At 70.4% G+C, this 25,180-nt stretch carries 26 protein-coding genes and 1 tRNA gene; 23 read left to right on the plus strand and 4 right to left on the minus strand.

What is annotated here, in order from left to right; genetic code table 11:
- The 3 genes from D4740_RS07645 (at window position 1) to D4740_RS07660 (ending at window position 4,021) form a co-directional block, all read left to right on the plus strand.
- Window positions 1-975, plus strand: a complete 975-nt coding sequence (locus tag D4740_RS07645) for an endonuclease/exonuclease/phosphatase family protein (protein WP_119836339.1) — start codon at window positions 1-3, stop codon at window positions 973-975.
- Window positions 976-983: 8 nt separating this feature from the next.
- Window positions 984-2,021, plus strand: coding sequence for an AEC family transporter (locus D4740_RS07650; RefSeq protein WP_119836340.1), 1,038 nt, complete (start codon window positions 984-986; stop codon window positions 2,019-2,021).
- A 653-nt stretch (window positions 2,022-2,674) separates the two neighbouring features.
- Window positions 2,675-4,021, plus strand: a complete 1,347-nt coding sequence (locus tag D4740_RS07660; RefSeq protein ID WP_220475025.1) for a DEAD/DEAH box helicase — start codon at window positions 2,675-2,677, stop codon at window positions 4,019-4,021.
- Between the two features lie 206 nt (window positions 4,022-4,227).
- On the opposite strand, the gene D4740_RS07665 is transcribed toward D4740_RS07660, so the two are convergent.
- Complete coding sequence (locus tag D4740_RS07665; RefSeq protein WP_119836341.1) at window positions 4,228-4,716, minus strand: helix-turn-helix domain-containing protein; 489 nt, start codon at window positions 4,714-4,716, stop codon at window positions 4,228-4,230.
- A gap of 76 nt (window positions 4,717-4,792) precedes the next feature.
- On the opposite strand from D4740_RS07665, the gene D4740_RS07670 reads away from it, so the two are divergent.
- The 5 genes from D4740_RS07670 to D4740_RS13310 all read left to right on the plus strand — a co-directional run bounded on the left by D4740_RS07670 (window position 4,793) and on the right by D4740_RS13310 (window position 7,012).
- The gene (locus tag D4740_RS07670; RefSeq protein WP_147392873.1) at window positions 4,793-5,182 is read left to right on the plus strand and encodes a helix-turn-helix transcriptional regulator; all 390 of its coding nucleotides are present in this window, start codon (window positions 4,793-4,795) and stop codon (window positions 5,180-5,182) included.
- A 427-nt stretch (window positions 5,183-5,609) separates the two neighbouring features.
- The gene (locus tag D4740_RS07675; RefSeq protein WP_119836343.1) at window positions 5,610-5,864 is read left to right on the plus strand and encodes a type II toxin-antitoxin system RelB/DinJ family antitoxin; all 255 of its coding nucleotides are present in this window, start codon (window positions 5,610-5,612) and stop codon (window positions 5,862-5,864) included.
- Window positions 5,857-6,135 (plus strand): type II toxin-antitoxin system YafQ family toxin, encoded by a 279-nt coding sequence (locus D4740_RS07680; RefSeq protein ID WP_119836344.1) that lies wholly within the window; start codon window positions 5,857-5,859, stop codon window positions 6,133-6,135. The genes D4740_RS07675 and D4740_RS07680 overlap by 8 nt, the downstream gene beginning before the upstream one ends.
- Window positions 6,136-6,370: 235 nt before the next feature.
- Window positions 6,371-6,634 carry a hypothetical protein gene (locus tag D4740_RS13305; protein ID WP_259390730.1) on the plus strand — a complete coding sequence of 88 codons (264 nt, stop codon included), beginning with the start codon at window positions 6,371-6,373 and terminating at the stop codon, window positions 6,632-6,634.
- Window positions 6,635-6,652: 18 nt separating this feature from the next.
- Window positions 6,653-7,012, plus strand: coding sequence for an NYN domain-containing protein (locus tag D4740_RS13310; protein ID WP_259390731.1), 360 nt, complete (start codon window positions 6,653-6,655; stop codon window positions 7,010-7,012).
- A gap of 247 nt (window positions 7,013-7,259) precedes the next feature.
- Here the strand turns inward: D4740_RS13310 and D4740_RS07690 are convergent.
- Window positions 7,260-7,336, minus strand: a tRNA-Lys gene (locus D4740_RS07690).
- A gap of 268 nt (window positions 7,337-7,604) precedes the next feature.
- On the opposite strand from D4740_RS07690, the gene D4740_RS07695 reads away from it, so the two are divergent.
- From D4740_RS07695 to pstB, 8 genes are all read left to right on the plus strand, one after another.
- Window positions 7,605-8,270: a hypothetical protein gene (locus tag D4740_RS07695; protein ID WP_119836345.1), complete on the plus strand. Its 666-nt coding sequence runs from the start codon at window positions 7,605-7,607 to the stop codon at window positions 8,268-8,270.
- Between the two features lie 172 nt (window positions 8,271-8,442).
- Window positions 8,443-11,142, plus strand: a complete 2,700-nt coding sequence (locus D4740_RS07700; RefSeq protein ID WP_119836346.1) for an RNA degradosome polyphosphate kinase — start codon at window positions 8,443-8,445, stop codon at window positions 11,140-11,142.
- Between the two features lie 7 nt (window positions 11,143-11,149).
- On the plus strand, window positions 11,150-12,241 hold the full coding sequence (locus D4740_RS07705; protein WP_119836347.1) for an NUDIX hydrolase: 1,092 nt from the start codon (window positions 11,150-11,152) through the stop codon (window positions 12,239-12,241).
- 119 nt (window positions 12,242-12,360) lie between these two features.
- A complete protein-coding gene (locus tag D4740_RS07710) occupies window positions 12,361-12,792 on the plus strand; it encodes an SRPBCC family protein (protein WP_119836348.1) in 432 nt (143 codons plus the stop codon).
- Window positions 12,793-13,093: 301 nt separating this feature from the next.
- Window positions 13,094-14,185 (plus strand): phosphate ABC transporter substrate-binding protein PstS, encoded by a 1,092-nt coding sequence (gene pstS / locus D4740_RS07715; protein WP_259390732.1) that lies wholly within the window; start codon window positions 13,094-13,096, stop codon window positions 14,183-14,185.
- A 52-nt stretch (window positions 14,186-14,237) separates the two neighbouring features.
- Complete coding sequence (pstC, locus tag D4740_RS07720) at window positions 14,238-15,269, plus strand: phosphate ABC transporter permease subunit PstC (RefSeq protein ID WP_119836350.1); 1,032 nt, start codon at window positions 14,238-14,240, stop codon at window positions 15,267-15,269.
- On the plus strand, window positions 15,266-16,402 hold the full coding sequence (gene pstA / locus D4740_RS07725; RefSeq protein ID WP_119836351.1) for a phosphate ABC transporter permease PstA: 1,137 nt from the start codon (window positions 15,266-15,268) through the stop codon (window positions 16,400-16,402). Before pstC ends, pstA begins: the two co-directional genes overlap by 4 nt.
- 49 nt (window positions 16,403-16,451) lie before the next feature.
- The gene (gene pstB / locus D4740_RS07730) at window positions 16,452-17,231 is read left to right on the plus strand and encodes a phosphate ABC transporter ATP-binding protein PstB (RefSeq protein WP_119836352.1); all 780 of its coding nucleotides are present in this window, start codon (window positions 16,452-16,454) and stop codon (window positions 17,229-17,231) included.
- Window positions 17,232-17,544: 313 nt separating this feature from the next.
- Here pstB and D4740_RS07735 read toward each other — a convergent pair whose 3' ends face one another.
- A complete protein-coding gene (locus D4740_RS07735) occupies window positions 17,545-18,222 on the minus strand; it encodes a response regulator transcription factor (protein WP_119836353.1) in 678 nt (225 codons plus the stop codon).
- Window positions 18,223-18,346: 124 nt separating this feature from the next.
- Between D4740_RS07735 and D4740_RS07740 the strand changes: the two genes are divergently transcribed.
- The 7 genes from D4740_RS07740 (at window position 18,347) to D4740_RS07770 (ending at window position 24,373) form a co-directional block, all read left to right on the plus strand.
- Complete coding sequence (locus D4740_RS07740) at window positions 18,347-19,414, plus strand: hypothetical protein (protein ID WP_119836354.1); 1,068 nt, start codon at window positions 18,347-18,349, stop codon at window positions 19,412-19,414.
- Window positions 19,415-19,474: 60 nt separating this feature from the next.
- Complete coding sequence (locus D4740_RS07745) at window positions 19,475-20,212, plus strand: FABP family protein (protein ID WP_119836355.1); 738 nt, start codon at window positions 19,475-19,477, stop codon at window positions 20,210-20,212.
- Window positions 20,212-21,549, plus strand: a complete 1,338-nt coding sequence (locus D4740_RS07750; protein ID WP_119836356.1) for a folate-binding protein YgfZ — start codon at window positions 20,212-20,214, stop codon at window positions 21,547-21,549. The genes D4740_RS07745 and D4740_RS07750 overlap by 1 nt, the downstream gene beginning before the upstream one ends.
- A 77-nt stretch (window positions 21,550-21,626) precedes the next feature.
- Window positions 21,627-22,034 carry a DUF2516 family protein gene (locus D4740_RS07755; protein WP_243106894.1) on the plus strand — a complete coding sequence of 136 codons (408 nt, stop codon included), beginning with the start codon at window positions 21,627-21,629 and terminating at the stop codon, window positions 22,032-22,034.
- Window positions 22,034-22,495, plus strand: coding sequence for a D-aminoacyl-tRNA deacylase (gene dtd, locus D4740_RS07760; RefSeq protein WP_119836357.1), 462 nt, complete (start codon window positions 22,034-22,036; stop codon window positions 22,493-22,495). The genes D4740_RS07755 and dtd overlap by 1 nt, the downstream gene beginning before the upstream one ends.
- Complete coding sequence (locus tag D4740_RS07765; protein WP_243106895.1) at window positions 22,492-23,151, plus strand: 4'-phosphopantetheinyl transferase; 660 nt, start codon at window positions 22,492-22,494, stop codon at window positions 23,149-23,151. Before dtd ends, D4740_RS07765 begins: the two co-directional genes overlap by 4 nt.
- A gap of 235 nt (window positions 23,152-23,386) precedes the next feature.
- On the plus strand, window positions 23,387-24,373 hold the full coding sequence (locus D4740_RS07770) for a hypothetical protein (protein WP_147392874.1): 987 nt from the start codon (window positions 23,387-23,389) through the stop codon (window positions 24,371-24,373).
- Window positions 24,374-24,420: 47 nt separating this feature from the next.
- Here D4740_RS07770 and D4740_RS07775 read toward each other — a convergent pair whose 3' ends face one another.
- The gene (locus D4740_RS07775; protein ID WP_119836359.1) at window positions 24,421-25,047 is read right to left on the minus strand and encodes a TetR/AcrR family transcriptional regulator; all 627 of its coding nucleotides are present in this window, start codon (window positions 25,045-25,047) and stop codon (window positions 24,421-24,423) included.
- Window positions 25,048-25,180 lie beyond the last annotated feature (133 nt).

Genomic DNA, 25,180 nt, shown 5'->3' on the forward strand with positions numbered 1-25,180 from the left:
GTGCTGCGCGTGCTCACCCTCAACCTCCTGCACGGCCAGCCGGGACCGGGGGCGGGGGATGGCAGCGCCCTGACAGGCTCCCTGTCCGCGGCCCGTATCGCCGACCCTGGTGCCGCCCGGGCGGTCCTGGTCGCCCTGGCTGAGCAGGTCGCTGAGCTCGCGCCCGACGTGGTGGCCCTCCAGGAGGTGGACCTGCACCAGGCTCGCTCCGGACGCCTCCACCAGGCTGCTGTGCTGGCCCAGGCCCTGGGTATGCCCTACTACCGGTTTGCGGCCAGCTATGCGGGGCCGGTGGCGGGGCTGCGGCGCCGACCCCTGCGCAGCCAGCTGGAGGCGCCCACCCACGACGTCCTGGGACCCGCGCGGGCTGCTGTCGGCGCTCGGCCAGTCGGCTACGGCAACGCCCTCCTCTCCCGCTACCCGGTGAGCAGCTGGCACGTCACCCGGCTGGGACGTGGCCCCTCCAGCGTGGTGCGTCGCGGACACCGCGCCTGGGACCCGCGCTCCTACCGGCTGTTCCCCGCCTCCAGCAGGGTCATGGTGGCCGCTACTGTCGAGCTGGACGGCCGGGCCTGCGCGTCCCTGGGGCAGGTCTCGGTCGCCTCGACCCACCTGGCGACCCGGCAGGACACGGCGGCCCGCCAGCTCCGCCGGGCCTGGGAGGCGCTGGCTGGGATGCCCGGGCCGCACGTCCTGGCGGGGGACTACAACCTGCCCGCCGAAAGGGTGGCGGCCCTCCGTGTGGCGCGTCAGGTCGGACAGGGCCACACGTTCCCGGCGGGTGCACCCTCCCGCCGGATCGACCACCTCCTGACCGATCCGTGGCCCACCGGACCCCAGGGACAACCGCTGGAGGGACAGGCTGGCGGGCCCGGCCAGGCCCCGCCGCTCAGGGCCCTCAGCTGGGGTACCCGTACCTTCGTGGTCTCCGACCACGAAGGTACCTGGGTGGACCTGGCGCCCGCGCAGGCCTGAGGGCTGCCGTGGCCGAGGTCGTCGCCGGGCTGGGGGTCTTCGGCCTCGTCATCGCCGTGGGGTGGCTGCTGGTGCGTCTACGGGCGCTGCCCTCCGACGCCGACGCCGTCCTGACTCGGGTGTGCTTCTTTGCTGCGACCCCGGCACTGTTGCTGACGACCGTCAGCCAGGCGGACCTGGGCGTGGTCGCCTCTGCAGCCACCGTGACGACCATGGCTTCCGCGCTGGTGGCGCTCCTTGCCGCCGGGCTCCTCCACCACCTGGTGCTGCGGCGCAGCGTGGCGGAGTCGGTCGTGGGCGCGCTGGCCTCTGGCTACGTCAACGCAGCCAACCTAGGGATACCGGTGACCGTCCTGGTCCTGGGGGACGCGACGGCCATCACCCCGGTCCTGCTGCTCCAGCTCCTGGTCGTGACCCCGGTCGTCTTCCTGGTGCTTGACACCGTGACGCGGCGGGGCAGCCCCTCCCGGATCGCCACCCTGACCGTGCCGCTGCGCAACCCGCTGCTGTGGGCAGTAGCGGCGGGGGTGGTCCTCAACGTGGCAGGGTGGGACCTGCACGGGGCCGCTGGCGGCTACCTCGCCCAGTTGCTGGACATGCTGGGACGGGTGGCGGTGCCTCTCATGATGCTGTCCCTGGGGGCCAGCCTGGCCGGGGCGCCCCGGCCCCTGCGCTGCGGGCGCTCCGCGCCGTTGCGGCGTCAGGGGCCTGGAGTCCAGGGCGGTGCCGATGGAGGTGCCAGGGACACCGAGAGCGACCGGGCTGGCAGTCGGGACCCCCGCACGGGCACTGCGGCCCTGTGGTGGGCTGTGGGCTGGAAGCTGGTGGTTATGCCCGCCACGGCTGTGGCTCTTGGTCTTGCTGCGGGTCTGGAGGGGCGCGATCTGCTGGCTCCCGTGGTGACGGTCAGCCTGCCCACTGCCCAGAACGTGTTCATGTACGCCTCCCGGTACGGGGTGGCCACGGACCTGGCACGTGACGCCGTCCTGGTGACGACAGCGGGCTTCGTGCCCGTGATTGTGCTGGAGGCGGCCCTCCTGGGCTGAACGGGAGGGCTTGCAGCCGGGGAGGTGAAGACGCGCGGCCGGGTCTGTCGGTGGGGCGAGAATGCCCGGGTGCGTGCCTCGCTACCCGCGTATGCTGTCCGGAAGGCGGCCACTACAGCCTCCGTCGTTCCCGCACCACTGGTGTTCATCGGCGCCGCCACCTCGACCTACATCGGCGCAGGCTTCGCGGTCTCGCTGTTCGGTGCTATGCCCTCCACTACCGTGGCCTGGTTGGCGGTACACAGGGGTGCTCCCATGTCCCGTCTCACAAGCGGGAGCTCTGGGTGAGGGATCGCCACCGCGGCCCAGGTCGTGGCCGTGCGGCATAATGTCGGCTGGCCCGGCGCCCTGCTGCGGCCCCGCACCGGTGTCCTGCTCGGTGCCCTGCTCCGGTGCGGCTCCCGGACGGGCACGCGCCGTCGGGTACGTGGTGGCGGATACCCCCGACTGACAGGACCCCTGTGCCGACTACGCCGACCACGACCGCTCCACCTGCTCGATCTGACAGGCCTGTGAAGGCAGCCCGTCATGCTCGGCGGGCGCGACCCGCTCGATCCGTCACGCCAGCAGAGGCGACCAGCCCCGGCACCTACGCCGGGCGGGCGGGAACCGGCAAGACCCCCAGACCTGTCGAAGCACCTACCTCTGGCCGGGTGCTTGCCGACGCAGAGACCTCCTTCTCCTCCCTCGGCGTGGAGGCCAGCCTTGCCGCCGACCTCGGCTCCCGGGGCTTTAGCGCCCCGTTCCCCATTCAGGCCGCGACCCTGCCTGACACGCTCGCAGGGCGCGACGTACTGGGGCGGGGCCGCACTGGCAGCGGAAAGACCCTCGCCTTCAGCCTCCCTGTGGTCCAGCGTCTGGCTGAGCAGGACAGGGCGCGCCCAGGTCGACCCCTGGGGCTGGTCCTGGTCCCGACCCGGGAGCTGGCCCTGCAGATCCACGACGTCATCAGGCCCCTGGCCGCCACGGCAGGCATGAGCGTGACGACGGTCTTCGGCGGTGTCTCCCAGAGGCCCCAGGAACGCGCCCTGGCCAGGGGGATGGACGTCGTCGTCGCCTGCCCCGGGCGGCTCCTGGACCTCATGGGGCAGGGGATGATCAGCCTCGACGAGGTCGCCGTCACCGTCCTGGACGAGGCCGACCACATGGCGGACCTCGGCTTCCTCCCCGGTGTCCGGCGCATCCTGCGCGCTACACCTGCGCACGGGCAGCGTCTGCTCTTCTCCGCCACCCTGGACAACGGCGTGGACAGGCTGGTCCGCGAGTTCCTGCACGACCCGCTCCACCATGCCGTCGACCCCGCCAGCTCGCCCGTGCAGGCCATGGACCACACGGTGCTGCACGTGGCAGACAAGGCGGCCAAGGATGCTGTCGTGCGGCGGCTGGCCTCCGGGACAGGTCAGCGGATCCTGTTCACCCGGACCAAGCACCAGGCCCGGCGCCTGGCCCGCAACCTCACCAGCGACGGGGTCCCCGCCGTGGAGCTCCAGGGCAACATGAGCCAGAACGCGCGGGAGCGCTCCATGCGAGCCTTCTCCTCCGGGCAGGTCCACGTCATGGTGGCCACCGACATCGCCGCCCGAGGGATCGACATCAGCGGCGTGGAGCTGGTGGTGCACGTGGACCCGCCCCCAGAGCACAAGGCCTACCTGCATCGCTCGGGGCGCACCGCGCGCGCAGGAGCCGCGGGCACGGTGGTCACCCTGGTCCTGCCCGAGCAGGAGCGTGACGTCGAGGTGCTGCTGCGTCAAGCCCGGATCCGGGCGCAGACGAGGCGTGGCGTCCGACCTGACGACGACGTCGTCTCTGCCCTGGTGGGGGAGGCCGCAGGCCCGGTGGCGACCGAGGACATGCCCGAGGGTGTGGCGGTCAAGGGCGGGGCCGGTGGCCAGGCCGTCCAGGGGGCTCGGCGCGACCAGTCTGGGCAGCCTGGGCCAGTCAGCAGGACCGGTGGGAGGCGCTCCCGGGGACGGCAGGGTGCCAGGGGTAGGAGTAGGTAGGAGTAGGCAGGGATCTCCCAACCTGTCGTCCCGGGAAGGGGGCTCGTCCCGCGCGCGGGGGCGACGAGCTCCCCGGGGTGCGGTGGCTGGGCGCTGAGCGCTGTCAGATCCAGTCTCTGGTTCTTGCGAGCAGGCGGGCTCTGACGCTGGGTGGGCACAGCCTGGTATGGGGGTTTCCTGCCATGTGGGCTACGTCGGCATCCGGCTTATGCGTCGTCCTGGTCAGCAAGGGAGCAGTGGCGATGTTGGACAGCCTCGCTGAGTCGGCGGTCAATGTGGGCGAGGAACTCGTCGAGGGCCTCCGCGCCTAACGGCGCCTGGTCGTCGGACGGTCCTGTGGTGCGGGCCGTGGCGCGCGGGGCGGGTGCGGCGTGGCGCGGACTCTCCTCAGTGCTCTCCTCAGTGGCGGGGACCGGGCGTGTGGGAGCGGTACGGTGCTGGTTGCCCTGCGCCGCCACGACGCGCTCGGCCCGGGCGATGATCTCGGAGGCGCTGACCCCCAGCGGGGCGGCGACCTTGCTGAGCTCGCTGACCGAGAAGGGGACCTGACCGCTGAGCCCATCCTGGACGGTGACCAGGCTCAGGCCGGTGACGACGCTGAGATCCTCCGCGCTCAGACCTGTCCGGTGCGCTTGGGAGCGGACCTCGGCGGAGACCGCCTCGTCGAAGATGTACCGAAGCGGGGTCCATGTCATGGCGTTATTTTGGGCCTATTTAGGGTCAAAGTCAATGTGTGCCCGACGTTGGTGCAGGCGTTGGTACTCTTGTGACGTGCCAAGGAAGCCTAAGCCGCTGGAACCGCTTGATCGCGAGGTGATCGACATCCTGGCTGCCCGCCAGAAGGCCGCCGGGGTCTCGCAGCGTCGGCTGGCCCGCGAGGCAGGGATGTCGCTCAACCGGGTCGGCATTATCTTTCGGGCAGAGGGTCCTGCGCCGACGGTCGGTGAGCTGGCAGTGATCGCGGAGGTGCTGGAGCTTCAGAGCTCAGAGATAATCCGCGAGGCCGAGCGTCGCCTTCGCAGCCGGGGTGCGGACCCGCAGACGCATGGTGCCCAGGCGCAGCCTCGGGCTGCTCGAACTGTCGGGGACCGTCCGGAGCACGCCGCGTCGCGCCAGTGGGGTGATGTCGGCGAGGAGTCGCAGCTACCCCACCAGGAGTGATCACGAGGAGTGATGTTGAGGGGGTCTGGCTGGGGGCAGGTCGCGGCCACCCCGCCCTGGTACCCCCTGCGGGGCTCGAACCCATGACCTTCGGATTAAAAGTCCGCAGCTGTCCTGGCTGGGCCTGGCGGGCGTGCTGGCCCGGCTCCTCGCCCGCCTCGTCGTGGCCGCCGAGCACGCCGAGGTGCTCGTGCGGGCCTCCTGGGTCTGCGGGGGCTGCCCGGCGTGCTGGCCCGGGCCGGGGCGTGGGAGGGATCTCGTGTCCCCGCAGGGCCGCTCGCGCCCCGTCACCGGCCTCTGTCGCCTTCTTGCCCTTCTTCTTACCCTTCATGGGGTGAGTGGTTGGTGGTAGGCTGCCGACATCACCCCTGAATGAGTACAATAGGAGTACACCAGTCCCACAGGTGGAGACGGAGGAGCCAGGGTTATGGAGCTCGACACGCGCATCCAGGTGCGTACCAGCCGCCACCTCAAGGAGCAGGCCACGAGGACCCTTGACCGGATGGGCATCGACATGCCCACCGCGATCAACATGTTCCTCAGCCAGGTCGTCCACGATCAGAGGCTGCCCTTCCAGCCCAGCCTCACCCCCTACGCTGACGCGATCGGTGAGGCCGAGGCTGAGCCCGCCGTCAAGGTCCGAGACGTCGACGAGCTGATGGACCTCATCGACTGTGCGTGAGCGCGAGATCGCCTACCGGCCAGCCTTCCTGCGTGACGTGAAGCGCCTCAAGCGCAAGCACTACGACATGGACGCGCTCAAGACCGCGATCCGGGCGGTTGCCGCACGCCGCACTGACTGGCTCAGGCAGCACCGCGACCACCGGCTCGCTGGCAGGCTCGCAGCCTACCGCGAGCTGCACATCACAGCCGACTGGCTCCTCCTCTACGCCATTGAGGACGACGGCACCCTCGTCCTGGCACGCACCGGCAGCCACGACCAGCTCCTATGATGCCTCTGGTGCGTTATCACCGCGTTCCGGTGGGAGGGCACCGTACTCCGTGACCCGCTACCCGGGTGGGCTGTTCGCGACCGGGCACCCGACCACTGTGGTCGGTGGCTGCACCTCCGAATGACGTGAGGTATGCCACCTTGACTCGGTCGGCCGCAGCCGCGTACCTTCGCACTGTAACTCCCCGCCGTCCTCCGGGACTGGCGGGGTCTAACTTTGTCTCAGGGAGGCTCCTGTGACCCTCACGATGGCAGTGGTTGTCGACTACCAGAACGTCCACCTGACAGGAACCTCCTTGTTCCTCCCTGGGCGACCTCCTGAGGAGGGCCTGATCGACCCGCTCCGGTTCGCCCGCCAGCTCGCACGCGCGCGCAACGCCAAGATCGATAATGAACGCTACCGGACATCGGTGGGGCGTGTTGAGGTCTTCCGCGGCCTGCCTGTCCCGGAGGACGACCTGGACGCCAACCGACGTAACCAGGCCCAGCGCGCACAGTAGGAGCGTGGGCACCACGGCATGGTCAGCGTGACCCTGCGCCCGCTGAAGTACACCTGGGACTACCGTGACGGCCACAAGGTGCCGGTACGGGAGTCCCGCAGAGAAAAAGGTGTTGACGTGCTGTGCGTCCTGGCCCTGGTCGACCTGGCCCGCTCGGGACGCTACGACGTCGTGGTCCTGGCATCCAGGGACACCGACCTGGCTCCCGCACTCGACGCGGCCGCCCGCACCAGCGGCACCAAGGTCGAGGCCGCCAAGTGGTACGACCCGGCTGACCGGCGGACCCATGGAAACATCCGTACCCAGACAAGGCTGTGGACCACATCAATGACCAGGGAGCACTTCATGGCCAGTCTCGACCCACGCACCTACCCCTGACCCGCCTGTTTCACCGCCCTTGTCATCGCCGGGCTCCCAGGACGAGGACTCGCGTCGTGCCGGTAGTCACAGTGTGCGGCACCTGCGCCAGCGCCAGGAGTGCAGCACACGCTGGGGTGCGCAGGGGCAGCACGGTCCTGGCGACCGGTTCCAGCAGCCACGGCCAACTTGAGGTCGGGGCGTGGCCGCTGGGATGAGCCTGGGCTACTCCGGTCGCGGCCGCCCGGCTCCGTCCCGTCGCCCGCCCTGGTACCCCCTGTGGGGCTCGAACCCACGACCTTCGGATTAAAAGTCCGCAGCTCTGACCAACTGAGCTAAGGGGGCCTTGCCTGACAGTCCTGCTCCCGGTGGCGGCTGGCACCGTCAGGTACCTGGCCTGGCCGGGTGGGGCGCGGGCAGGCCGTCGCTTCCCGTGCACAGGCTAACTACGCGCAAGTGTAGCCGGTCGCCTATCTGGTCGCCTGGTGTCCCGCCTGCCTGTCTCGCGGCACAATAGGGGGCGGCAGCCCGGCGCGACGCTGTGCGGGGTCACCCGGCTGGCCCAGTGCCGCCCGGCTGCTGCTCCTGCAGGTCCTAGAGGGAGGGGTCCGTCATGGCCCGCCAGTTCCACCGTCCGGCTCGCCTTGACCCTGAGGCTGCCGAGCAGATCGAGGGTGCGGCTGACACAGCCGTTGCCTCAGAGGTCGCCCACCGTGCCGCCCAGGCCCTGGTCGGGGGCTTCCCCGGTGTCGCAGGGTCGCAGGACGACCCCGTTACCCGGGAGAGCGTCGTCGCGGCGGTGTCGGGGAACGGCGTGGACGACGTCGCCGAGCTGTGGGCTGACTCCCCGGCCGCCACACTGCCCGGCACCCTGTGGCGCCTGTTCCTGGTGAGGGAGTGGATCCGACGCGACCCCGCGCTGGTCGAGCGCCGGTACGCCACTGTCGTGGACCTCACCGGGGCGGGGGAGGAGGCCCAGGCCCGCTTCGAGGAGGCTCGCTCCCAGGCCCGGCGCGCTCCGACGCCGCAGTGGCTCCGGGAGCGCCTTGACCTGCTCCTGGCCGGACGGCTTGAGGGCGGGGTGACGGCGCTGGAGCCTCTGCTCGGCGTCACCTCTGGCTTCCTGCGCGCTCTGGCGGCAGGCTCTAGCGCGGTGTGGATCGAGGACGACGCCGACGAGCTGGCGGACCGCGTCACCCGCCGGGACTCCGCCCTGGTGGCGACGGCCGAGGAGCTGGCTGAGTCGGCTCGTCGTGCCCGCGCTGGCCTGCTCGACTGAGCCGCCTGCCGCCACTGGCACGGTACTGGCCCGGTCACCGGGCCGTCGGCGGGCGGTTCTTCCGTGCGGCCTGCTCGCTTCCCGTCGCTACTGGTGCGGCTGGTCCGCCTTGCGGCCGCGCCGCGTGCGTCCGGGCCTGTCGCCCCGGCCCGGGACGTGGGACGATGCACCCATGACCAGCCACGCCCCCCAGCCTGATCCCGTTCCGCTGTCTGCCTTCGTCGGTGGTCGTGCCCATCCTCCTGCTCCCCTGGCGGCCCCTGGCCCGCAGGACCTGGGGGAGCCGGCGGAGGTGGCGCCGCCCACCCCTGCGGAGAGCCTCAATGCGGCTGCGACGGAGGAGCCTGCTGCGGGTGAGGCGGCGACAGGTGGCGGTGGGCTGCCCGCCCGGCCCGGCGCCTACCCCTCCGGCTCTGACGGCGGTGGTGAGGTGGAGTGGGCCGGGCAGGGCTCTGGCGTGGCGCAGGGTGCCCAGGACACGGACGGGCAGGGCGCCCAGGACGCTGAGGAGCACGTTATTGAGGCGGCTGACCCGCGAGACTTCGCTGACGACTCTGGTCCCCAGTACGAGGACGAGGACTTCGAGGACCTGGAGGAGGCTGGCGCCCTCCTGGCTCCGGCTGCTGGTGCGGCCGAGGCTGCCCGCAGCGCCGCAGCGGGCTCGGCCCCTGCCAGCCGCACTCCTGCCAGCCCTGCGGAGGCGGGCCAGGCCCCCGTGGCCAGCTCCCCGGAGCTTCCCTCCCCGGTCCCGGACTCCGTCCTGCCTCCTCTGGAGTCCTTCGAGGACCGCTTCACCGACCGGGAGCTCACCTGGATGGACTTTAACGCGCGGGTCCTGGAGCAGGCGGAGGACCGTGATCTCCCCCTGCTGGAGCGCGCCTGGTTCCTGTCGATCTTCTCCTCCAACCTGGACGAGTTCTACATGGTGCGCGTTGCTGGACTCATGCGCCGCATCAAGGCTGGCATCACCCCGGTGCGTGCCTCCGGGCTGGATGCCCACCAGGTGCTGGCCCAGGTCACTGCCCGTGCCAAGGAGCTCACCGCCCGCCAGGTGGCTCTCTTCCAGGAGGACGTGCGCCCGGCCCTGGCCGAGCACGGTATCGAGATCCTCATGTGGGACCAGCTGGGCTCGGAGCAGCAGGAGCGACTGGCCCGCTACTTCCGCCACCACATCTTTCCCGTCCTCACCCCCTTGGCCGTGGACCCCTCCCACCCCTTCCCCTACATCTCCGGCCTGTCCCTCAACCTCGCCGTCATCCTGCGCAACCCCCGCAGCGGCAAGGAGCACTTCGCCCGGATCAAGGTTCCTGACTCCCTGCCGCGCCTGGTGACCGTACCCGGCCGTGAGCTTGACGCCTCCAACAAGGAGGCGGGCACGGCCTTCATCCCTATCGAGGTGGTCATCGGTGAGCACCTGGACCACCTCTTCCCCGGGATGGACATCCTGGAGCACCACTTCTTCCGGGTCACCCGCAACGAGAACCTGGAGGTGGAGGAGGACGACGCGGAGAACCTCCTGACCGCCATGGAGCGTGAGCTGGAGCGTCGCCGCTTCGGCGCCTCGGTGCGTCTGGAGGTGGAGGACACGATCTCCCCCTTTACCCGGCGCTACCTGGCCCGCTCCCTGGGGCTGCGCGAGGATGACGTCTTCGCCCTCCCCGCGCCGCTGGACCTGCGCTGCCTCAACGAGCTCCACGACCTGGACATCCCCGCGCTGCGGTACCCGCGCTTCGTTCCGGTCACCGCCGCCGGGCTGGCCGCCTACGAGTCCTCCACCTCACCGGACATCTTCGCAGCGATGCGCGAGCACGACGTCCTGCTCCACCACCCCTACGACTCCTTCTCCACCTCGGTCCAGGAGCTGGTGGCCCAGGCCGCCGCCGACCCCCAGGTGCTGGCCATCAAGCAGACGCTGTACCGCACCAGCGGAGACTCCCCGATCATCGACGCCCTCATCGATGCCGCCGAGGCCGGCAAGCAGGTGGTAGCGGTGGTGGAGATCAAGGCTCGTTTTGACGAGGAGGCCAACATCTCCTGGGCGCGCAAGCTGGAGCGGGCCGGAGTCCACGTGGTTTACGGCATGGTGGGGCTCAAGATCCACTGCAAGCTGCTCCTGGTGGTCCGGGAGGAGGGCGACGGGCTGCGCCGCTACTGTCACGTGGGTACCGGCAACTACCACCCCAGGACAGCACGTGGCTACGAGGACCTGGGCCTGCTCACGACGGACCGTGATGTCGCCCAGGACCTGACTACCTTGTTCAACCAGCTCTCCGGCTACGCCCCCAGAGCACGTTTCCGTCGCCTGCTGGTGGCGCCCCGCTCTCTGCGCGACGGCCTGGTGGAGCACATTGACAAGGAGATCGCCAACAAGCGTTCAGGCCTGCCTGCCTGGATCCGTATCAAGGTGAACTCCATCATTGACGAGACAGTGATCGACGCGCTCTACCGGGCCTCGCGTGCCGGGGTGCCCGTGGACGTCGTGGTGCGCGGTATCTGCGGTATCCGGGCTGGGGTGCCGGGTCTGAGCGAGAATATCCGGGTGCGCTCGATCCTGGGGCGCTTCCTGGAGCACTCGCGGGTCTACGCCTTCGCCAACGGGGGCGACACCGCGCTCTACATCGGCTCAGCCGACCTCATGCACCGTAACCTGGACCGCCGCGTGGAGGCCCTGGTCCGCATTACCGACCCTGCCATGCTGGCCCAGCTGGAGGAGCTGGTGACCCGCTGCGTCAGCGATGAGGTCTCCTCCTGGCACCTCAACTCCGACGGCACGTGGACCCGTCACGTGAGCGGTGAGGACGGTAGCCGCCTGGAGGACGTCCAGGACAGCCTTATGGCCCGGGCGCGCTCGCGGGTCAAGGGTCGCCGCTGAGGGTGCCATGAGCAGCGAGAGGACGTCGGAGAAGAAGACCGGGAAGACGGCCGGGGGCAAGACCGCGAAGAAGGGGGGAGGAAAGACCGGGAAAGGCGGCAAGGCTGCGGTTCGAGCGGCCGGGGCGCTGGTGTGGCGTGACAGGCGTGGGCGCCTGGAGGTCCTGGTGGTGCACCGTCCCCGCTACGACGACTGGTCTTTCCCCAAGGGGAAGGTCGAGCCAGGTGAGTCGGTGCGTACCTGCGCGGTGCGGGAGGTTGCCGAGGAGACCGGGCGCCACGTGGTCCTGGGCCAGCCGCTGACCACTGTGCGCTACCGCCTGGGCGACGGTACCCGTAAGCAGGTCAGCTACTGGGCCGCCCGCCTGCTGCCTGCGGACTCGGCCCCCCTGAGGGCGCGGCCGGCGGTGGAGCCTGCCTCACGCAGGGAGATTGACGACGTCGAGTGGATGAGCGCCAAGAAGGCCCGCAAGCGCCTGACCCACGTACGTGACCGGGACCTGCTGGGCGAGCTGGTGGACCTGTGGGAGGACGGCAAGCTGGACACCTGGACGCTGGTCCTGGTGCGTCACGCCCGGGCGGTCAAGCGCTCGGTGTGGAACCGGCCCCGCAAGCGCGACAAGGAGACCGACGAGGCTACTCGTCCCCTGACCCGTGACCAGGGTGAGGGGCGGGCGCAGGCACTGGTACCGATCCTGTCCGCCTACGGGGTAGCCCGGGTCGTCACTAGCCCGTGGAGACGCTGTGCTGACACCGTGGCTCCCTACGCCCGGGCGGCCGGGCTGGAGGCGGAGCAGGTGGGCTCGCTCACCGAGGCCGCGCACGCGCAGCAGCCCAAGGAGGTACGTGCGGTGGTGGCCCGCGAGCTGCGCCACCCGGAGGCGCCGGTCGCCCTGTGCACCCACCGGCCGGTCCTGCCGACGGTCATGGACGTCGTGGCGCAGGCGGCCCCGGGGCGGCTGCTGCGCTCCGTGCCAGATCGCGACCCGTGGCTCAAGACCGGGGAGATCCTGGTGGTGCACCTGGCCCGCCGCCCTCGGGGCAAGGTGCGAGCAGTGGCGATTGAGAAGCAGCGCCCCGTCCTGGCCGAGGGACGCTAGCCCCGTATCGTCTACCCGCCTTTCGGGGAAGGCACAGATGCCGGTTCCTGTGTCACTATCTCACGCTAGCCTGGTTCGCACCCTGGTGGGAGACCCCTGCCAAAGAGCGGAGGAAGACGATGTGGACCTTTTCTCACAGCGAGGTGACGGCAGCCGCCCCTGAGCGGGTGTGGCAGTTCTACGCCGACCCGGCTCAGTGGAAACGCTGGGACCCTGCGGTGCGATCCGTCAGCGTGGACGGTCCTGTGCGGGTTGGGACACGAGGCAGGCTGAGGCCTGCCAGCGGCCCGACGATATCCTTCACGTTCACCGAGGTCACCCCCGGGCGCAGCTTTACTGATACGGCACGGCTTCCGCTGGCCCGGCTGCAGTTCTTCCACACTCTGGAGGCGGTGGAGGGCGGGACCCGGGTCACCCACGGTCTCAGGGTCACCGGTCCGCTCACCTTCCTGTTCTCCCGGCTGGTCGGTGCTCCGAGTTCTGCCGGAGTGCCCCAGGCCATACGCAACCTCGTCCGTCTGGCGGAGGAGCCGGGTCTGGCGGAGCCCTGACAGCGCCTGACAGAGACTGTGCCGTACCGGACACGCCGTTAACCTCCTGTTTGCCTATGGCACCCGGAGCCGTCACCCAGGGCGGTTATCGTGGTGGCCTGTCCTGCGGTTCCCGGCAGCACCTGGCAGCGGGGCAGGTCTCCACCAGGATTCCCAGGGACGTCGCGGAAAGGTGGGTGACCATGCAGCAGGCCACGACAAGACCAGACAGAGAACGACCGGGCAGGAACCGGACAGAAAACCGGACAGAAAGACGAGACACCACCACGGTGAGGTACAAGGTGAGACAAGGACTGCTCCTGTGCTCCTTTCGCACAGTTCTGTGACACGCCGCTGCCTGGGTGCGCTCGGTGCCGTGGGCGCCGCCTCGGTGGCCGTGCTGGCGGCCTGCGGGCGAGACGCAGGCACCCCTGCCTCCGGCGGCTCCTCCGACCTGGAGGGAGGGATCCGCGGGGCGGGGGCCACGTCCCAGTCCACTGCCCAGGAGGCCTGGATGAACGGCTTCATGGACGCCAACCTCCAGGCGTTTGTCGACTACGCGGGTGGTGGCTCCGGGGCGGGACGCACCAAGCTCGCCGCTGGCGCGGTGGACTTTGCCGGCTCTGACGTGGCGGTGGACGACGATGAGGCCGCCGGGCTGGGCGGCGTCGTCGAGCTGCCCCTGTACGTCTCCCCGATCGCGCTCGTCTACAACCTGCCAGGCCTGGACGCAACCGACCACGTCAGCATGACCGGTGAGGTCCTCGCCCGTGTCCTGGCCGGGACGATCACCTCCTGGAAGGACCCGGCCCTTGTCGCCCTCAACGAGGGGACCGACCTTCCTGACCTGGACATTACCGTGGTGCACCGCTCTGACGACTCCGGGACCACCAGGACCCTCACCGACTACCTTAGCGCTGCCGCCCCACAGGCCTGGCCCTACGGCAGCTCCGAGACCTGGCCTCTGGAGGGGCAGTCCGGGGACGGGACCTCCGGGGTGGTCCAGACGGTCTCCGCGGCTCCCGGCACGATCGGCTACGCTGATGCCTCCAAGGTTCCCGGTTCTCTGGGCACGGTGGCAGTGGGCGAGCCTGGGGACTTTGTCGCCTGCTCCAGCGAGGCCGCCGCTGTGACCCTGTCCTCCTCGCAGCTGGTCGAGGGCGACGGCGGCGCAAGGCTGGCCTACTCCCTCGACTACGACGCGCCGGGCGCCTACCCCGTTGTCCTGGTGTCCTACCTGCTCGCCCGTCAGGACTACGAGGACGCTGATACCGCTGCCGTGGTCCGGGCCTACCTCAGCTACGCCGTCTCCGCGCAGGGACAGGACCTGGCCGCCCTGCGGGCCGGGTGCGTCCCCGTCCCGCAGGCCCTGCGCTCCAGGGCGGCCTCCGCCATCGCCATGATCTCTCCCTGAGACCTCCGCGGCACAGGAACGCACACAGCGGACGTACACGGAAGGCTCATCAGTGGACACCACCTACTCCACCCCCTCCCCGGCCCCTCAGGCTGCCAGCACCTCCGAGGCTGGCGTGATCCGCCCGGGCCGGGCACCGGGCCGGGCGGGCAACAGCGTCTTCACCGCCCTGTCCTACGGAGCCGGCGTCATCATCATGGGCCTGCTCGCCCTGGTCACGGCCTTCCTGGTCTACCGGGCGCTGCCAGCCCTCACCGCCTCCGCGCAGGATCTGGAGGGCGTCTCCTTCATGCGGGGGCGGGACCTGTGGGGGTACGTGGCTCCCCTGGTGTTCGGCACACTCCTGTCCTCGCTCCTGGCCCTGGCGGTAGCGGTGCCCCTGAGTATCGGGGTCGCCCTGTTCATCTCCCACTTTGCTCCCCGCCGCCTGGCCCAGGGGCTGGGCTACCTGGTGGACCTGCTGGCCGCCGTCCCCTCGGTCGTCTTCGGCCTGTGGGGCTTCCTGTGGCTGATGCCCCTGCTGGACCCCTTCTACACCTGGTTGAGCCAGGGCCCCCTCGGCTTCGTCCCTCTCTTCTCCGGCTACACGGCACCCGCCAAGAACATCATGACCGCCTCCTTGGTCCTGGCGGTCATGATCCTGCCGATCATCACCGCCACGGTGCGGGAGGTCTTCCTCCAGACCCCTACCCTCCACCAGGAGGCCTCCCTGGCGCTGGGGGCGACCCGCTACGAGATGATCCGCCAGGCGGTCCTGCCCTATGCCCGCTCCGGCATCGTCTCAGCCTCCATGCTGGGGCTGGGACGCGCCCTGGGGGAGACCATGGCGGTCCTCATGATCATGTCCCCGGGCATGACCACCAGCCTTCACCTCCTCCAGGCAGGGCGGCACCAGACCATCGCGGCCAACATCGCCGCGCAGTTCCGTGAGGCCTTCGGTCTGAGCGTCGACGTCCTCATCGCCACCGGCCTGGTCCTGTTCATCATCACCTTCGTGGTCAACTCCTTGGCCCGCTGGGTCGTGGCGCGGCGCGGTGCCGTCTACGGGGGCGTAGGCAGGGCAGGAAGAAGGAGGCGGGCATGACCAGGTTCAGCCGGACTGTCCGGGCTGCGGCTGCTCGGGCCACCCAGACCACCTCGGGCGGCGGCGTGCCCCCTGCCCAGGACCCTCTGGCCGACCCTCCCAGTATTGAGGGCGTGCCGCTGACCTCCTACCGCCTTCCCGGGGGGTTCCTCTGGGCAGCCCTGGGGGCTGCCTTCGTCCTTGCCGGTGGCGTTGGCCTGGCGGCGGGGTGGTCGGCTGCCGTCGTGCTCGCCGTGACGGCCGTGACCTGGCTGGTGGCGGCCACGGTCGTCTCCTGGGTCGCGGAAGGGGAGCGGTGGGGACGTGACACCCTTATGACGGTCCTGGTCTACCTCGCCTTCGCCGCCGTTATGGTCCCGCTGGTCTCCCTGGTGTGGATGGCAGTTGTCGGCGGGGCGCAGCGCTTCGGCCCGGAGTTCCTGCTGACCAGCATGCGCGGGGCGCAGGAGGACAACGGAGGCTTCTACCACGGTATCGTCGGTACCCTGGAGATCACTGCGATCGCCTCGGCCGTCTCGGTGCCGCTGGGGCTGCTGACCGCCGTCTTCCTGGTGGAGTACGACGGCGGCTGGCTGGCCAGGGCTGTGACCTTCCTCGTGGACGTCATGACCGGGGTCCCCTCGATCGTGGCGGGTCTGTTCTCCTACTCCCTGTTCCTGCTGCTGGCCGGTCCCCGCTACCAGGCGGGCGTCATCGGGGCGGTAGCCCTGAGCGTGCTCATGACCCCGGTCGTCGTGCGCGGGGTGGAGGAGATGCTCAAGCTGGTCCCCAACGACCTGCGGGAGGCCTCCTACGCGCTGGGGGTGCCCAAGTGGCTAACCATCATCAAGGTGGTCCTGCGCACCGCAGCCGCCGGTATCACCACCTCGGTCATGCTGGCGGTCGCCCGGGTCATCGGTGAGACCGCCCCCCTGCTCATCACCGTGGGCCTGACGATCCGCACCAACGTCAACCCGGTGGAGGGGTCCATGGCGACCCTGCCGGTCCTCGTCTACGACCAGTACGCCCGGGGGGAGGCCGCGACCATGGAGCGGGCCTGGGCCGGGGCGCTGACCCTCATCGTCATCGTCATGCTGCTCAACCTGGCAGCCCGGCTGGTCGCCTGGCGCTTCAGCCCCCGGGGGCGTAGGTGAGCAGCCGCCCAGGCCGCGACCCGTCCTGAAAGCACTGGAAGGAGCTGACGTGTCCAAGCGCATCGACGTCATCAACGAGAGCATCTACTACGGTGACGTGCTGGCCGTCAAGGACGTGAACGTCCGCATCGAGCCACGCACGGTCACCGCCCTCATCGGGCCCTCCGGGTGCGGGAAGTCGACGTTCCTGCGCACGCTCAACCGGATGCACGAGGTCATACCCGGTGCGCGCGTGGAGGGCCAGGTCGTCGTCGACGGTGTCAACCTCTACGACCCCGGTGTGGACGCCGTCCAGGTGCGTCGCGCCATCGGCATGGTGTTCCAGCGGCCCAACCCCTTCCCCACGATGTCTATCGCGGAGAACGTCCTGGCGGGTGTGCGCCTCAACAACCGCAGGCTCAGGAAGGCCGAGGCCGAGGAGCTGGTCGAGACCTCCCTGCGCGGTGCCAACCTGTGGGACGAGGTCAAGGACCGTCTGGACCGTCCCGGTGCAGGCCTGTCCGGTGGGCAGCAGCAGCGCCTGTGCATCGCGCGCGCGATTGCTGTGAGGCCCTCCGTGCTGCTCATGGACGAGCCCTGCTCCGCCCTGGACCCGATCTCCACCCTGGCTGTCGAGGACCTTATCGCCGAGCTTAAGCGCGACTACACGATCGTCATCGTCACCCACAACATGCAGCAGGCCTCGCGCGTGTCTGACATGACCGGGTTCTTCAACCTGGAGGCTACCGGGCGGCCCGGCCAGCTGGTGGAGTACGACGCCACCGCCAAGGTCTTTTCCGCCCCGTCCCAGAAAGCGACGGAAGACTACATTTCCGGGCGCTTCGGCTGACGCGCCTACACTCCACGGCAGTCACTGGCAGAGACCACTGGCGGGGGTGGGTGCAAGGGACCGAGGGGACTACGAAAGAGGTGACGTCGGGCCGGAGAGCGCCAGTCGGCGCGTGTGCCGCTCGCGGCGGCTTGAGTTGGAGCCCGGGGCCCGTCGCGACCCGACGCCGTGCACCAGCATACAGGGTGCCGACGGTACTCAGGCCCCGGCGTGTCCCGGGGCCTGCCACAAGGTGCCGGGACGGGTGTGGCTGGCGGGTCGGCCGGGCAGAGGCCGCGCTAGGAGGGCAGTGGGTAGGAGGGCTGCAGGAGGACTAGGAGTCCTGCTCCTGCGGGGCGTCCAGACGGTAGCCGACGTTGCGCACGGTTCCGATGAGGTGGTCGTGGTCCGTGCCAAGCTTGGCACGCAGGCGCCGGATGTGGACGTCAACCGTGCGCGAGCCGCCGATGTAGTCCTCGCCCCACACCTCGTCCAGGAGCGTCTCGCGAGTGAGGACCCGGCCGTGGTTGGCTGCCAGGAACTTCAGCAGCTCGAACTCCTTGTAGGTGAGGTCCAGGATGGAGCCGTGCAGCCTGGCGGTGTAGGCCGTCACGTCGATGACCAGGTCACCGACCTCGATGAGGGCGTCGTTGGTCGACTCGACGGGGGGGACGTGGGCGCGCAGGAGCCGCAGGCGGGCTGACAGCTCGGCCGGCCCCGCGGTGGGCATGACAAAGTCCGCGCTGCCCCAGTCGCTCTGGAGGGCGGCGGCCCCGCCCTCCTCCAGGACGAGCATGACGGGTGGGCACTCCATGGGGCCGGTCAGGAGCTGACAGAGGGCGCGGGCCCGGGTCAGGTCGCCGCGGGCGTCGATCATGACGACGTCGGCGGAGTCGACCGCCACGTAGGAGGCGGGGACGGGCGGGAGGCAGTCGACCTGGGGGTCGAGGAAGGCCGCCGCCGGGACGACGTCAGAAGCGTCCGTCTCACGGGTGAACATGATGATCCGCACGGCGCTCTCCTCTCTGGCCGCGGTCCCCGTCCACCGGTCCCGGCTGCTCCTGGCCCGGCGGCCGTGCCTCAGCACCCCGGCCCGGAGCCAGTCAACCACATGTCCGGGTGCCTGGTGTGGCACGATGCGTTTCGTGAGCACCCATCACGGACCCTCCCGACCGGATGCGCGGCCCTGGTACGAGGGCGGGGACGAGCCCCCCGTGGCACCGCCGTGGTCTCAGGAACCACGTTCCCAGAAGCCAGCAGCCGGGTCTGCGGCAGCCCGTCCGGGCGGTGCTGCACGTGCCGCTGGAACGGGTGCGGGTACGGCGGGGGCTGGCGTTGGTGACCTGGACCTCTACCCCGAGGAGGACGGCGCCTACGCCACCCGGCTCGACGCCCACCCTCCCACCGAGCCTGGCCTCGTGGACCCGGCGTGGACACGGCTGGCCTTCGCGGGCCTGGTTCCTGTGCTCCTGGCAGTGAGCGCGGTCCTGCCGCCGTGGGTGCGCCTGGTGCTCGTCCTGCTGCTGGTGCCCTCCGCCGCGCAGGGCTGGTCGGCCCTGGTGCGTGCCCAGCACGACCGCGGTGCGACGGTCGTGCTGACGGCCTGCGGCTTCCTGGCGGCGGTCCTGGTGTTTCTGCGTCACGACCTCGGCGCGGCGGGTCTGGTCATGGCCGGGTCGGTCCTGGCGGCCTTTGTGGCTCAGATCTGTCGCCGTGACGGCCGGCCCCACCTGGTAGAGGACCTGTCCTCAACTGTGTCCGGGTGCCTGGTGGTGGTCTCCGGCTCAGCCTGGTGCGCCCTGGAGGCCGGGGTGGCGGACCCTGCGGTGACCGTCCCCACCTGCCTGGCCCTGTTCGTCGGGGCGGCACTGACGGTCCTGGAGGTGCGAGCTACCGTCCTGGACCTGCTGACTGTCACTGTCCCGGTGCTCACGGCGGGTGTGGCCGGGGGACTGCTGGCCTCGGCCGGCTTCTTCGGCGTGACCCACACGGGAACTGCGGCTGCCCTCCAGAGCGCCGCCGCCTGCGTCATCGTCGGCTTCGTGGCGGGTGTGCTCATGGCGGCGGGCAACCGGGTGCTGTGGACCCACCGCTGGGTCCCGGGGGGGCGGGCCGCCGTGGCCTCCGCACTGGTGCCTGTCCTGGCGGTGGGGGTTCCGGTGTATGCCATCGCCCGGCTCATGGGCGGCTTTATCGCGGGGTGACTGGTCGCTGGCCGCTGCCGGGGTCCGTGTCGTGCCGACGTCCTGCCGTAGGCTAGGGTCATGGCGTTCACCTTTCCTGACGGCCTCGCACCTGAGCTCTATCCGCTGGCCTGGCTGGTCGGCGGCTGGCGTGGCTACGGTGTCCTCACCTACGGCGAGACCGTTCCTGAGCAGGCCGTCTACCAGGAGATGGTCTTCGACCACGACGGCGGCCCCTACCTGCGCCAGCGCACGACGATCTGGACGGTGGACGCCACCCGCAGCCAGGACCTCGACTTCGAGATGCCCGGGCTGGAGGGCGGGGACCGCCTGGCCCCCGCCCAGGTGTGGTCCACCGAGACCGCCTACTGGCGCCCGGTGGCCCAGGAGGAGCCGGACCCCGATGACGCCGACACCCGCACCCCTGTCACCCGCCTGGAGCTGGTCTCCGCCGACCCTGCCGGGCACGTCGCCGTCTGGGAGGGCTGGATCCAGGGACCGCGGGCGCAGGTGGCCTCCCAGGCGGTGGGACGGTCACGCACCGCGGCCGCGGTGACCCAGATGTCACGCATGGTCGGCCTCGTCGGCGGGGACCTCATGTGGACCCAGGACATGGCCGCCTTCGGTGTCGAGGAGCTGACCACCTACGCCTCCGGCCGTCTGGGCAGGGTGGCGGAGCCTGACGCCCCTCCCAGTGATCCCGCTGCGCCCGCCTCCGCCCCGGGCGGCCGCGGTGTCGGCCTGGAGGACGCCGCTGCGCAAGGCGTTGGCGCCGGGAGCGCTGGCCCCGAGGGGGGCGGACGGGGAAGGACGTCCTGATGCTGCCCTCGCCGCTGCTGGGCCGTACCGGTGCCGTCGCCGGGCCCGGGGGGGACCCGGACTCAGCTGTGCCCGCCCACTACGGGGACCCGCTGCGCGAGCAGGTCGCCCTGGCCGCCGGGCGGGCACTGAGCGCCCTGGCCCGCGACGTCGTGATCGTGACCGGCCCTGATCGCCTGAGCTGGCTGACCACCCTGTCCAGCCAGGTGCTGACCGATCTTGCCCCCGGCGACGGCGGGGCTGAGGCCCTGCTCATGGACGCCCACGGCCGTATCACCCACGCCCTGGCGGCTCTTGATGACGGCCAGCGCCTTCTTCTGGTGACCGAGGCCGGGTTCGGCGAGGACCTGGCGGGCTTCCTGGAGTCGATGCGGTTCATGCTCCGGGTCGAGGTGCGGGCTGCCGAGGAGCTGGCCGTACTGGGTGCCATGGGAGACGGCGTGGCCCGTCTGGAGGAGGCCGCCCGGCCGGAGCACTGGCTGGGCACCTGGCGTGACCCCTGGCCGGGGGTGGTCGAGGGCGGGACCAGCTACGACGTCGGCCTGGAGGGGCGCCCGCACCCCGGTGCCGGGTACCGGGCGGGCTGGGTGGTTGTTCCCGCCGGTGACGTCCCTGAGGTGGTGCGCGCCTACGAGCGCGGCCTGGACAGGGACGCCGCCGGGGAGGCTGCCGGGCAGGGCGGCTCGATCAGTGGGGCGCAGGGAGGGGAGCACGCGGTCGCCGGGAGTGCCCTGGCTGGCTCCATGGCCTGGGAGGCGCTGCGGGTGGAGGCGGGGCGCCCGCGCCAGGCGCGTGAGGCTGACGCTCGTGCCATCCCCCACGAGCTGGACTGGCTGCGTACCGCCGTGCACCTGACCAAGGGCTGCTACCCGGGCCAGGAGACGGTGGCGCGCACCGTCAACCTGGGGCGGCCCCCGCGCCGCCTGACCGTCCTCCAGCTCGACGGCCTGGGCGGGGAGCTGCCCGCTCCCGGTGCGGCGGTGCGCCTGGGGGAGCGTACTGTGGGCGCCGTGACCTCGGTGGCGCGCCACCACGAGCTGGGACCGATGGCGCTGGCTCTGCTGCGTCGGGGGGTGCCGCTGGGTGAGCCGCTGACGGTGGCGGTGACCGAGGCCGACCAGGACATCGGCCGGGAGGAGACGGCCCAGGAGACTGGCCACGGTGGCCAGGACGGCAGGGACTCTGGGACCGGATCGCAGGAGCTGCGTGAGGTGGGGCGCGTCGCGGCCGCTCAGGAGCCCCTGGTCTCCCCTCAGGGGCGTGCCCAGGCCAGTCCCGCCGAGCGTCCCGGGGCCGGGCTGCGCAGTGCCGGGACACGCGGGACGGGTCAGGGCTGATACAGCCGGGCTCCGCTGGGAGAGGACAGTTCTGGCCGTCCTGAGGGCTGGCCCAGGCCGGAAGGTAGACTGACGGCGTGGATGTGCTGGTGATGACTGCGATCTACCTGGACCAGGCTGTCCTCTGGGCTTGGAGGCTCAGCCAGCTTGTCGCTGTCCTCCTGGGCGTGTGGGCACTCATCGACGCCCTCATGCGCGACTCCTCCCACTTTGTGGCTGCGGGCAAGCGCACCAAGGGGTTCTGGGTCGGTCTCACCGCCGCTGGCACCGTCCTGGCCTATTTCACAGCGCCGACCTCCCTGCTGGGGCTGTTAGGGGTCGTAGCCAGCGCGGTGTACCTGGCTGACGTCCGCCCCGCCCTGCGTCTCTACACCCCGGTGCGAGTACGCTCCTCCATCCGTATCCCGGGGCGTGCCCAGCAAAAGCGGCCGGGGGGCCAGCGCGGTGGTGGGCGCGGTCCTCGCGACTGGCGTCCGGGACGCTGATGCGCGCCGTGCTCCAGCGCGTCAGGCGCGCTGCCGTGCGGGTTGACGGTGAGGTGGTCGGTGAGATCACCAGGCCGGGGCTCATGGCCCTGGTGGGGGTGACCCACGAGGACGGCGTCGCCCAAGCGGGTGTCATTGCCCGCAAGATTGCAGACCTGCGGCTGCTGGAGGATGACGGGGACGCCCACGCGGGTGCGCCCGGCCCCGAGCGCTCCGTGGCCGACCTGGGTGCGCCGGTGCTCGTGGTCTCCCAGTTCACCCTCTACGGGGACGCGCGCAAGGGACGGCGCCCCACCTGGAATCGGGCGGCTCCCGCAGAGGTGGCCCAACCGCTGGTGGAGGCGGTGGTGGCTGACCTGCGCGCTCGTGGCCTGGAGGTCGCAAGCGGTCGCTTCGGGGCGCACATGGAGATTGACATGGTTGCTGACGGTCCCGTGACGCTCCTGGTGGAGGCGCAGTGAGCGCTGGGGCGCACCTGCTAGACCGCGTGGTCCCTCCCTGTGTCGTGGTCTGCGAGGTGGGGACTGATGTCGAGGAGCCGCTGTTCCCCGCGGAGGAGAGGCACATTGCCCGGGCGGTCGCCAAGCGGCGTGCCGAGTTCACCACGGTGCGCTACTGTGCCCGCCAGGCGCTGCGGGGCCTGGGGCGGCAACGTCCGGTCATGGTGCCGGGCGACCGGGGCGAGCCGACCTGGCCTGACGGGGTGGTGGGCTCCCTCACCCACTGTGAGGGCTACCGGGCGGCGGGCGTCGCGCGCTCGCAGGAGGTGTCCTCCCTTGGTATCGACGCTGAGCCCAACAGCCCGCTGCCTTCAGGGGTCCTGGACGTCGTCGCCTCCGCTGCGGAGCGTGACCACCTGGGAGCCGTGTCCGCCCAGCGTCCCGAGGTCGCCTTTGACCGTCTGCTGTTCAGCATCAAGGAGAGCGTGTACAAGGCGTGGTTCCCCCTGGAGCGCTGCTGGTTGGGGTTCGACGACGCCGAGGTACGGATCGACCTGGGAGGTGGCTTTCAGGCCCGTCTGCAGGCTGCCGCGGCGCCGTGGCACAGCGTGAGGGGGGCGTGGGCGTGCAGCGGGAGCCATGTCGCCAGCGTCGTGGTCATGCCCGCTACGTTCTAGGCCTACTGTGTGCCGGGGTAGGTGCCGGATTGCTGCTGGGCGGCCCACCAGCTCCCTGCTCCCTGGCAGGCCCCGTGGCCGGGAGGAGGGGTCGGGACGTGGTTGACCCGCTGTGACACCGGTTGCTAGGCTGCTTCTTGTTATTTCATATGAAAGTTAAGGCGCTGGTTGTTAGAGGAGCGCGTCCTGACGTCGTCCTCCGTGCGGCGCCTGTAGTTATGGAGCGGAGGTTCCTGTGAGCAGTGCGGTCCCAGCCGGACCAGCTGGGCAGCGTGGGCAACCGCCTTCCCCGGTGGAGGCTCCCGTGCTCATGGAGGAGGAGGCAGAGGGGTTTACGGCTGTCCAGCACGCCCCTGCCAGTTCTCCCTACCAGGACGGCCACTACCCGGGTGCCCCCGTGTATCCCGGGGTATTTCTCATAGAGACGGCCTTCAGGGCGGCGTGCCTCTACCTAGAGAGCCGCGGTGGTGGTCGGCTCTGCCTGGCTGAGGTCAGCAGGGCACGTTTCTCCGCCCCCGGGTTCCCCGGGGACTCGTTCACGGTACAGGCCGGGACGCGCCAGCTGTCCGCCTCCTGCTGGGAGGTCCGGGCGCAGTGCCTGCGCTCGCGCGACGGCCAGCGCCTGGCAGACCTGGTGCTTCGCCTCCGGCGGGCCGAGGCTGCGGACGAGGAGGACGGGGAGTCTGCGACGGCAGCATCAGGAACAGCAGCAGGAACAGGGACAGGCAGGACTAGGACGACGGCCGAGGTGCCGGTCGGCAGGGAGGCCGCCGGTGACTGGGATACCCACTCACTCATCCCGCACCGGGGTGAGATGCTTCTTCTGTCGGAGGTCCTCGGCATCGAGGCAGGCAGGACGGTGCGGGCGACCCACCGCGTCAGTACTGACGAGCCCTGCTTCCGGGGTGCCTGCCTGACGGACACCCCGTGCCCCGCTCCCTGGCCGCGGACCCTGATGACCGAGTTCATCGGCCAGGCTGCGGTACTGCTGTGCTCCTACAGCAGCGGCAGAGGGGCTGACGGCCCCCCACCCTTGTTCACGCGGGCCAGGGGCGTCAGGTTCCTGGGTGACGCCTTCCCCGGGGACACGGTCACCGCAGAGGTGGAGGCCGACCACATCGGCAGCCCCGCGGCTCTGCTCCGAGCCAGGGCCTGGGTGGGCGACAGGCTCGTGTGCGAGATCGACCAGGCCATGATCGTCTACAGCGACATTGGGGGATGACATCGGGGGATGACACGTCGCGGGATGACATCAAGGGCGCTCAGCCCTCAGGCTGAGGGACATGAGGCGGGATCGGGTCGGGGAGGCAAACCGATGAGGAGGAGGAGCTGGTCGGTGAGCTGGTCGGTGATCCTGTCCACGTCCTTCTCGTTGAGCAGGTAGAGGCGGACGTAGGGGACGCCCAGCAGGGTGGCGTGAAACTCGTTGATGTTGACAGGGTGGGGGACCGGCTCGTTGAGGACGGAGGAGATGTCGTCGTGGGCACTCTTGATCAGGACGCTCTCCATGGAGGCGCGAAGCTTGGGGTTGCCCGCCATCTCCGCCAGGAGTCCTGGGATGACAGCCAGGCCGACGGGGGAGGCGATCATCGTCACAGTGCTCTCCGCCAGTTGCCGGATGCTGTCCTGGACGCAGCTCGGGTCACTGGCGGCCTGGCCATCCTCGCCCTGTGCCGTGGGGTGGAGAATGAGGTCGAAGACCATCTCCGCCTTGGAGCCCCACCGGCGGTAGATGGTGGTCTTGGCTACCCCGGACTCCTGCGCGACTCCCTCGATAGTTAGTCCCGTGTAGCCGTGCTGGACCACGAGGTCCCTGACGGCAGCCGCCAGCTGTGCATCGGTGTGGGCGCGTCGCGAGGCGTAGTGGCTGGTTCTGCGTGGCTCTGCGGGGTCCATGGTGGTGGGGTCTCTCCTTGTGGTCATGAACAGTGCCGCGGTGCTCCGCTGGTGCGCGTGCACGCGCCGTGATCGCCGCTGGCGCACAGTTCTGGGAGGAAAGTCAGACTACTACAGCGCTGGCACCCCGGTG

The sequence above is a fragment of the Actinomyces sp. 2119 genome (assembly GCF_003591215.1).
Lineage (GTDB): Bacteria > Actinomycetota > Actinomycetes > Actinomycetales > Actinomycetaceae > Actinomyces > Actinomyces lilanjuaniae.

Excerpts from the sequence above, each read along its gene's own strand:
- pstA (WP_119836351.1), top strand. The coding sequence starts at position 15,266 with ATGACCAGGTTCAGCCGGACTGTCCGGGCTGCGGCTGCTCGGGCCACC.
- D4740_RS07695 (WP_119836345.1), top strand. The coding sequence starts at position 7,605 with ATGGCCCGCCAGTTCCACCGTCCGGCTCGCCTTGACCCTGAGGCTGCC.
- D4740_RS07775 (WP_119836359.1), bottom strand. The coding sequence starts at position 25,047 with ATGGACCCCGCAGAGCCACGCAGAACCAGCCACTACGCCTCGCGACGC.
- D4740_RS07700 (WP_119836346.1), top strand. The coding sequence starts at position 8,443 with ATGACCAGCCACGCCCCCCAGCCTGATCCCGTTCCGCTGTCTGCCTTC.
- D4740_RS07675 (WP_119836343.1), top strand. The coding sequence starts at position 5,610 with ATGGAGCTCGACACGCGCATCCAGGTGCGTACCAGCCGCCACCTCAAG.
- D4740_RS07745 (WP_119836355.1), top strand. The coding sequence starts at position 19,475 with ATGGCGTTCACCTTTCCTGACGGCCTCGCACCTGAGCTCTATCCGCTG.
- D4740_RS07665 (WP_119836341.1), bottom strand. The coding sequence starts at position 4,716 with ATGACATGGACCCCGCTTCGGTACATCTTCGACGAGGCGGTCTCCGCC.
- D4740_RS07710 (WP_119836348.1), top strand. The coding sequence starts at position 12,361 with ATGTGGACCTTTTCTCACAGCGAGGTGACGGCAGCCGCCCCTGAGCGG.
- D4740_RS07740 (WP_119836354.1), top strand. The coding sequence starts at position 18,347 with ATGCGTTTCGTGAGCACCCATCACGGACCCTCCCGACCGGATGCGCGG.
- dtd (WP_119836357.1), top strand. The coding sequence starts at position 22,034 with ATGCGCGCCGTGCTCCAGCGCGTCAGGCGCGCTGCCGTGCGGGTTGAC.
- D4740_RS07750 (WP_119836356.1), top strand. The coding sequence starts at position 20,212 with ATGCTGCCCTCGCCGCTGCTGGGCCGTACCGGTGCCGTCGCCGGGCCC.
- D4740_RS13310 (WP_259390731.1), top strand. The coding sequence starts at position 6,653 with ATGGTCAGCGTGACCCTGCGCCCGCTGAAGTACACCTGGGACTACCGT.
- D4740_RS07705 (WP_119836347.1), top strand. The coding sequence starts at position 11,150 with ATGAGCAGCGAGAGGACGTCGGAGAAGAAGACCGGGAAGACGGCCGGG.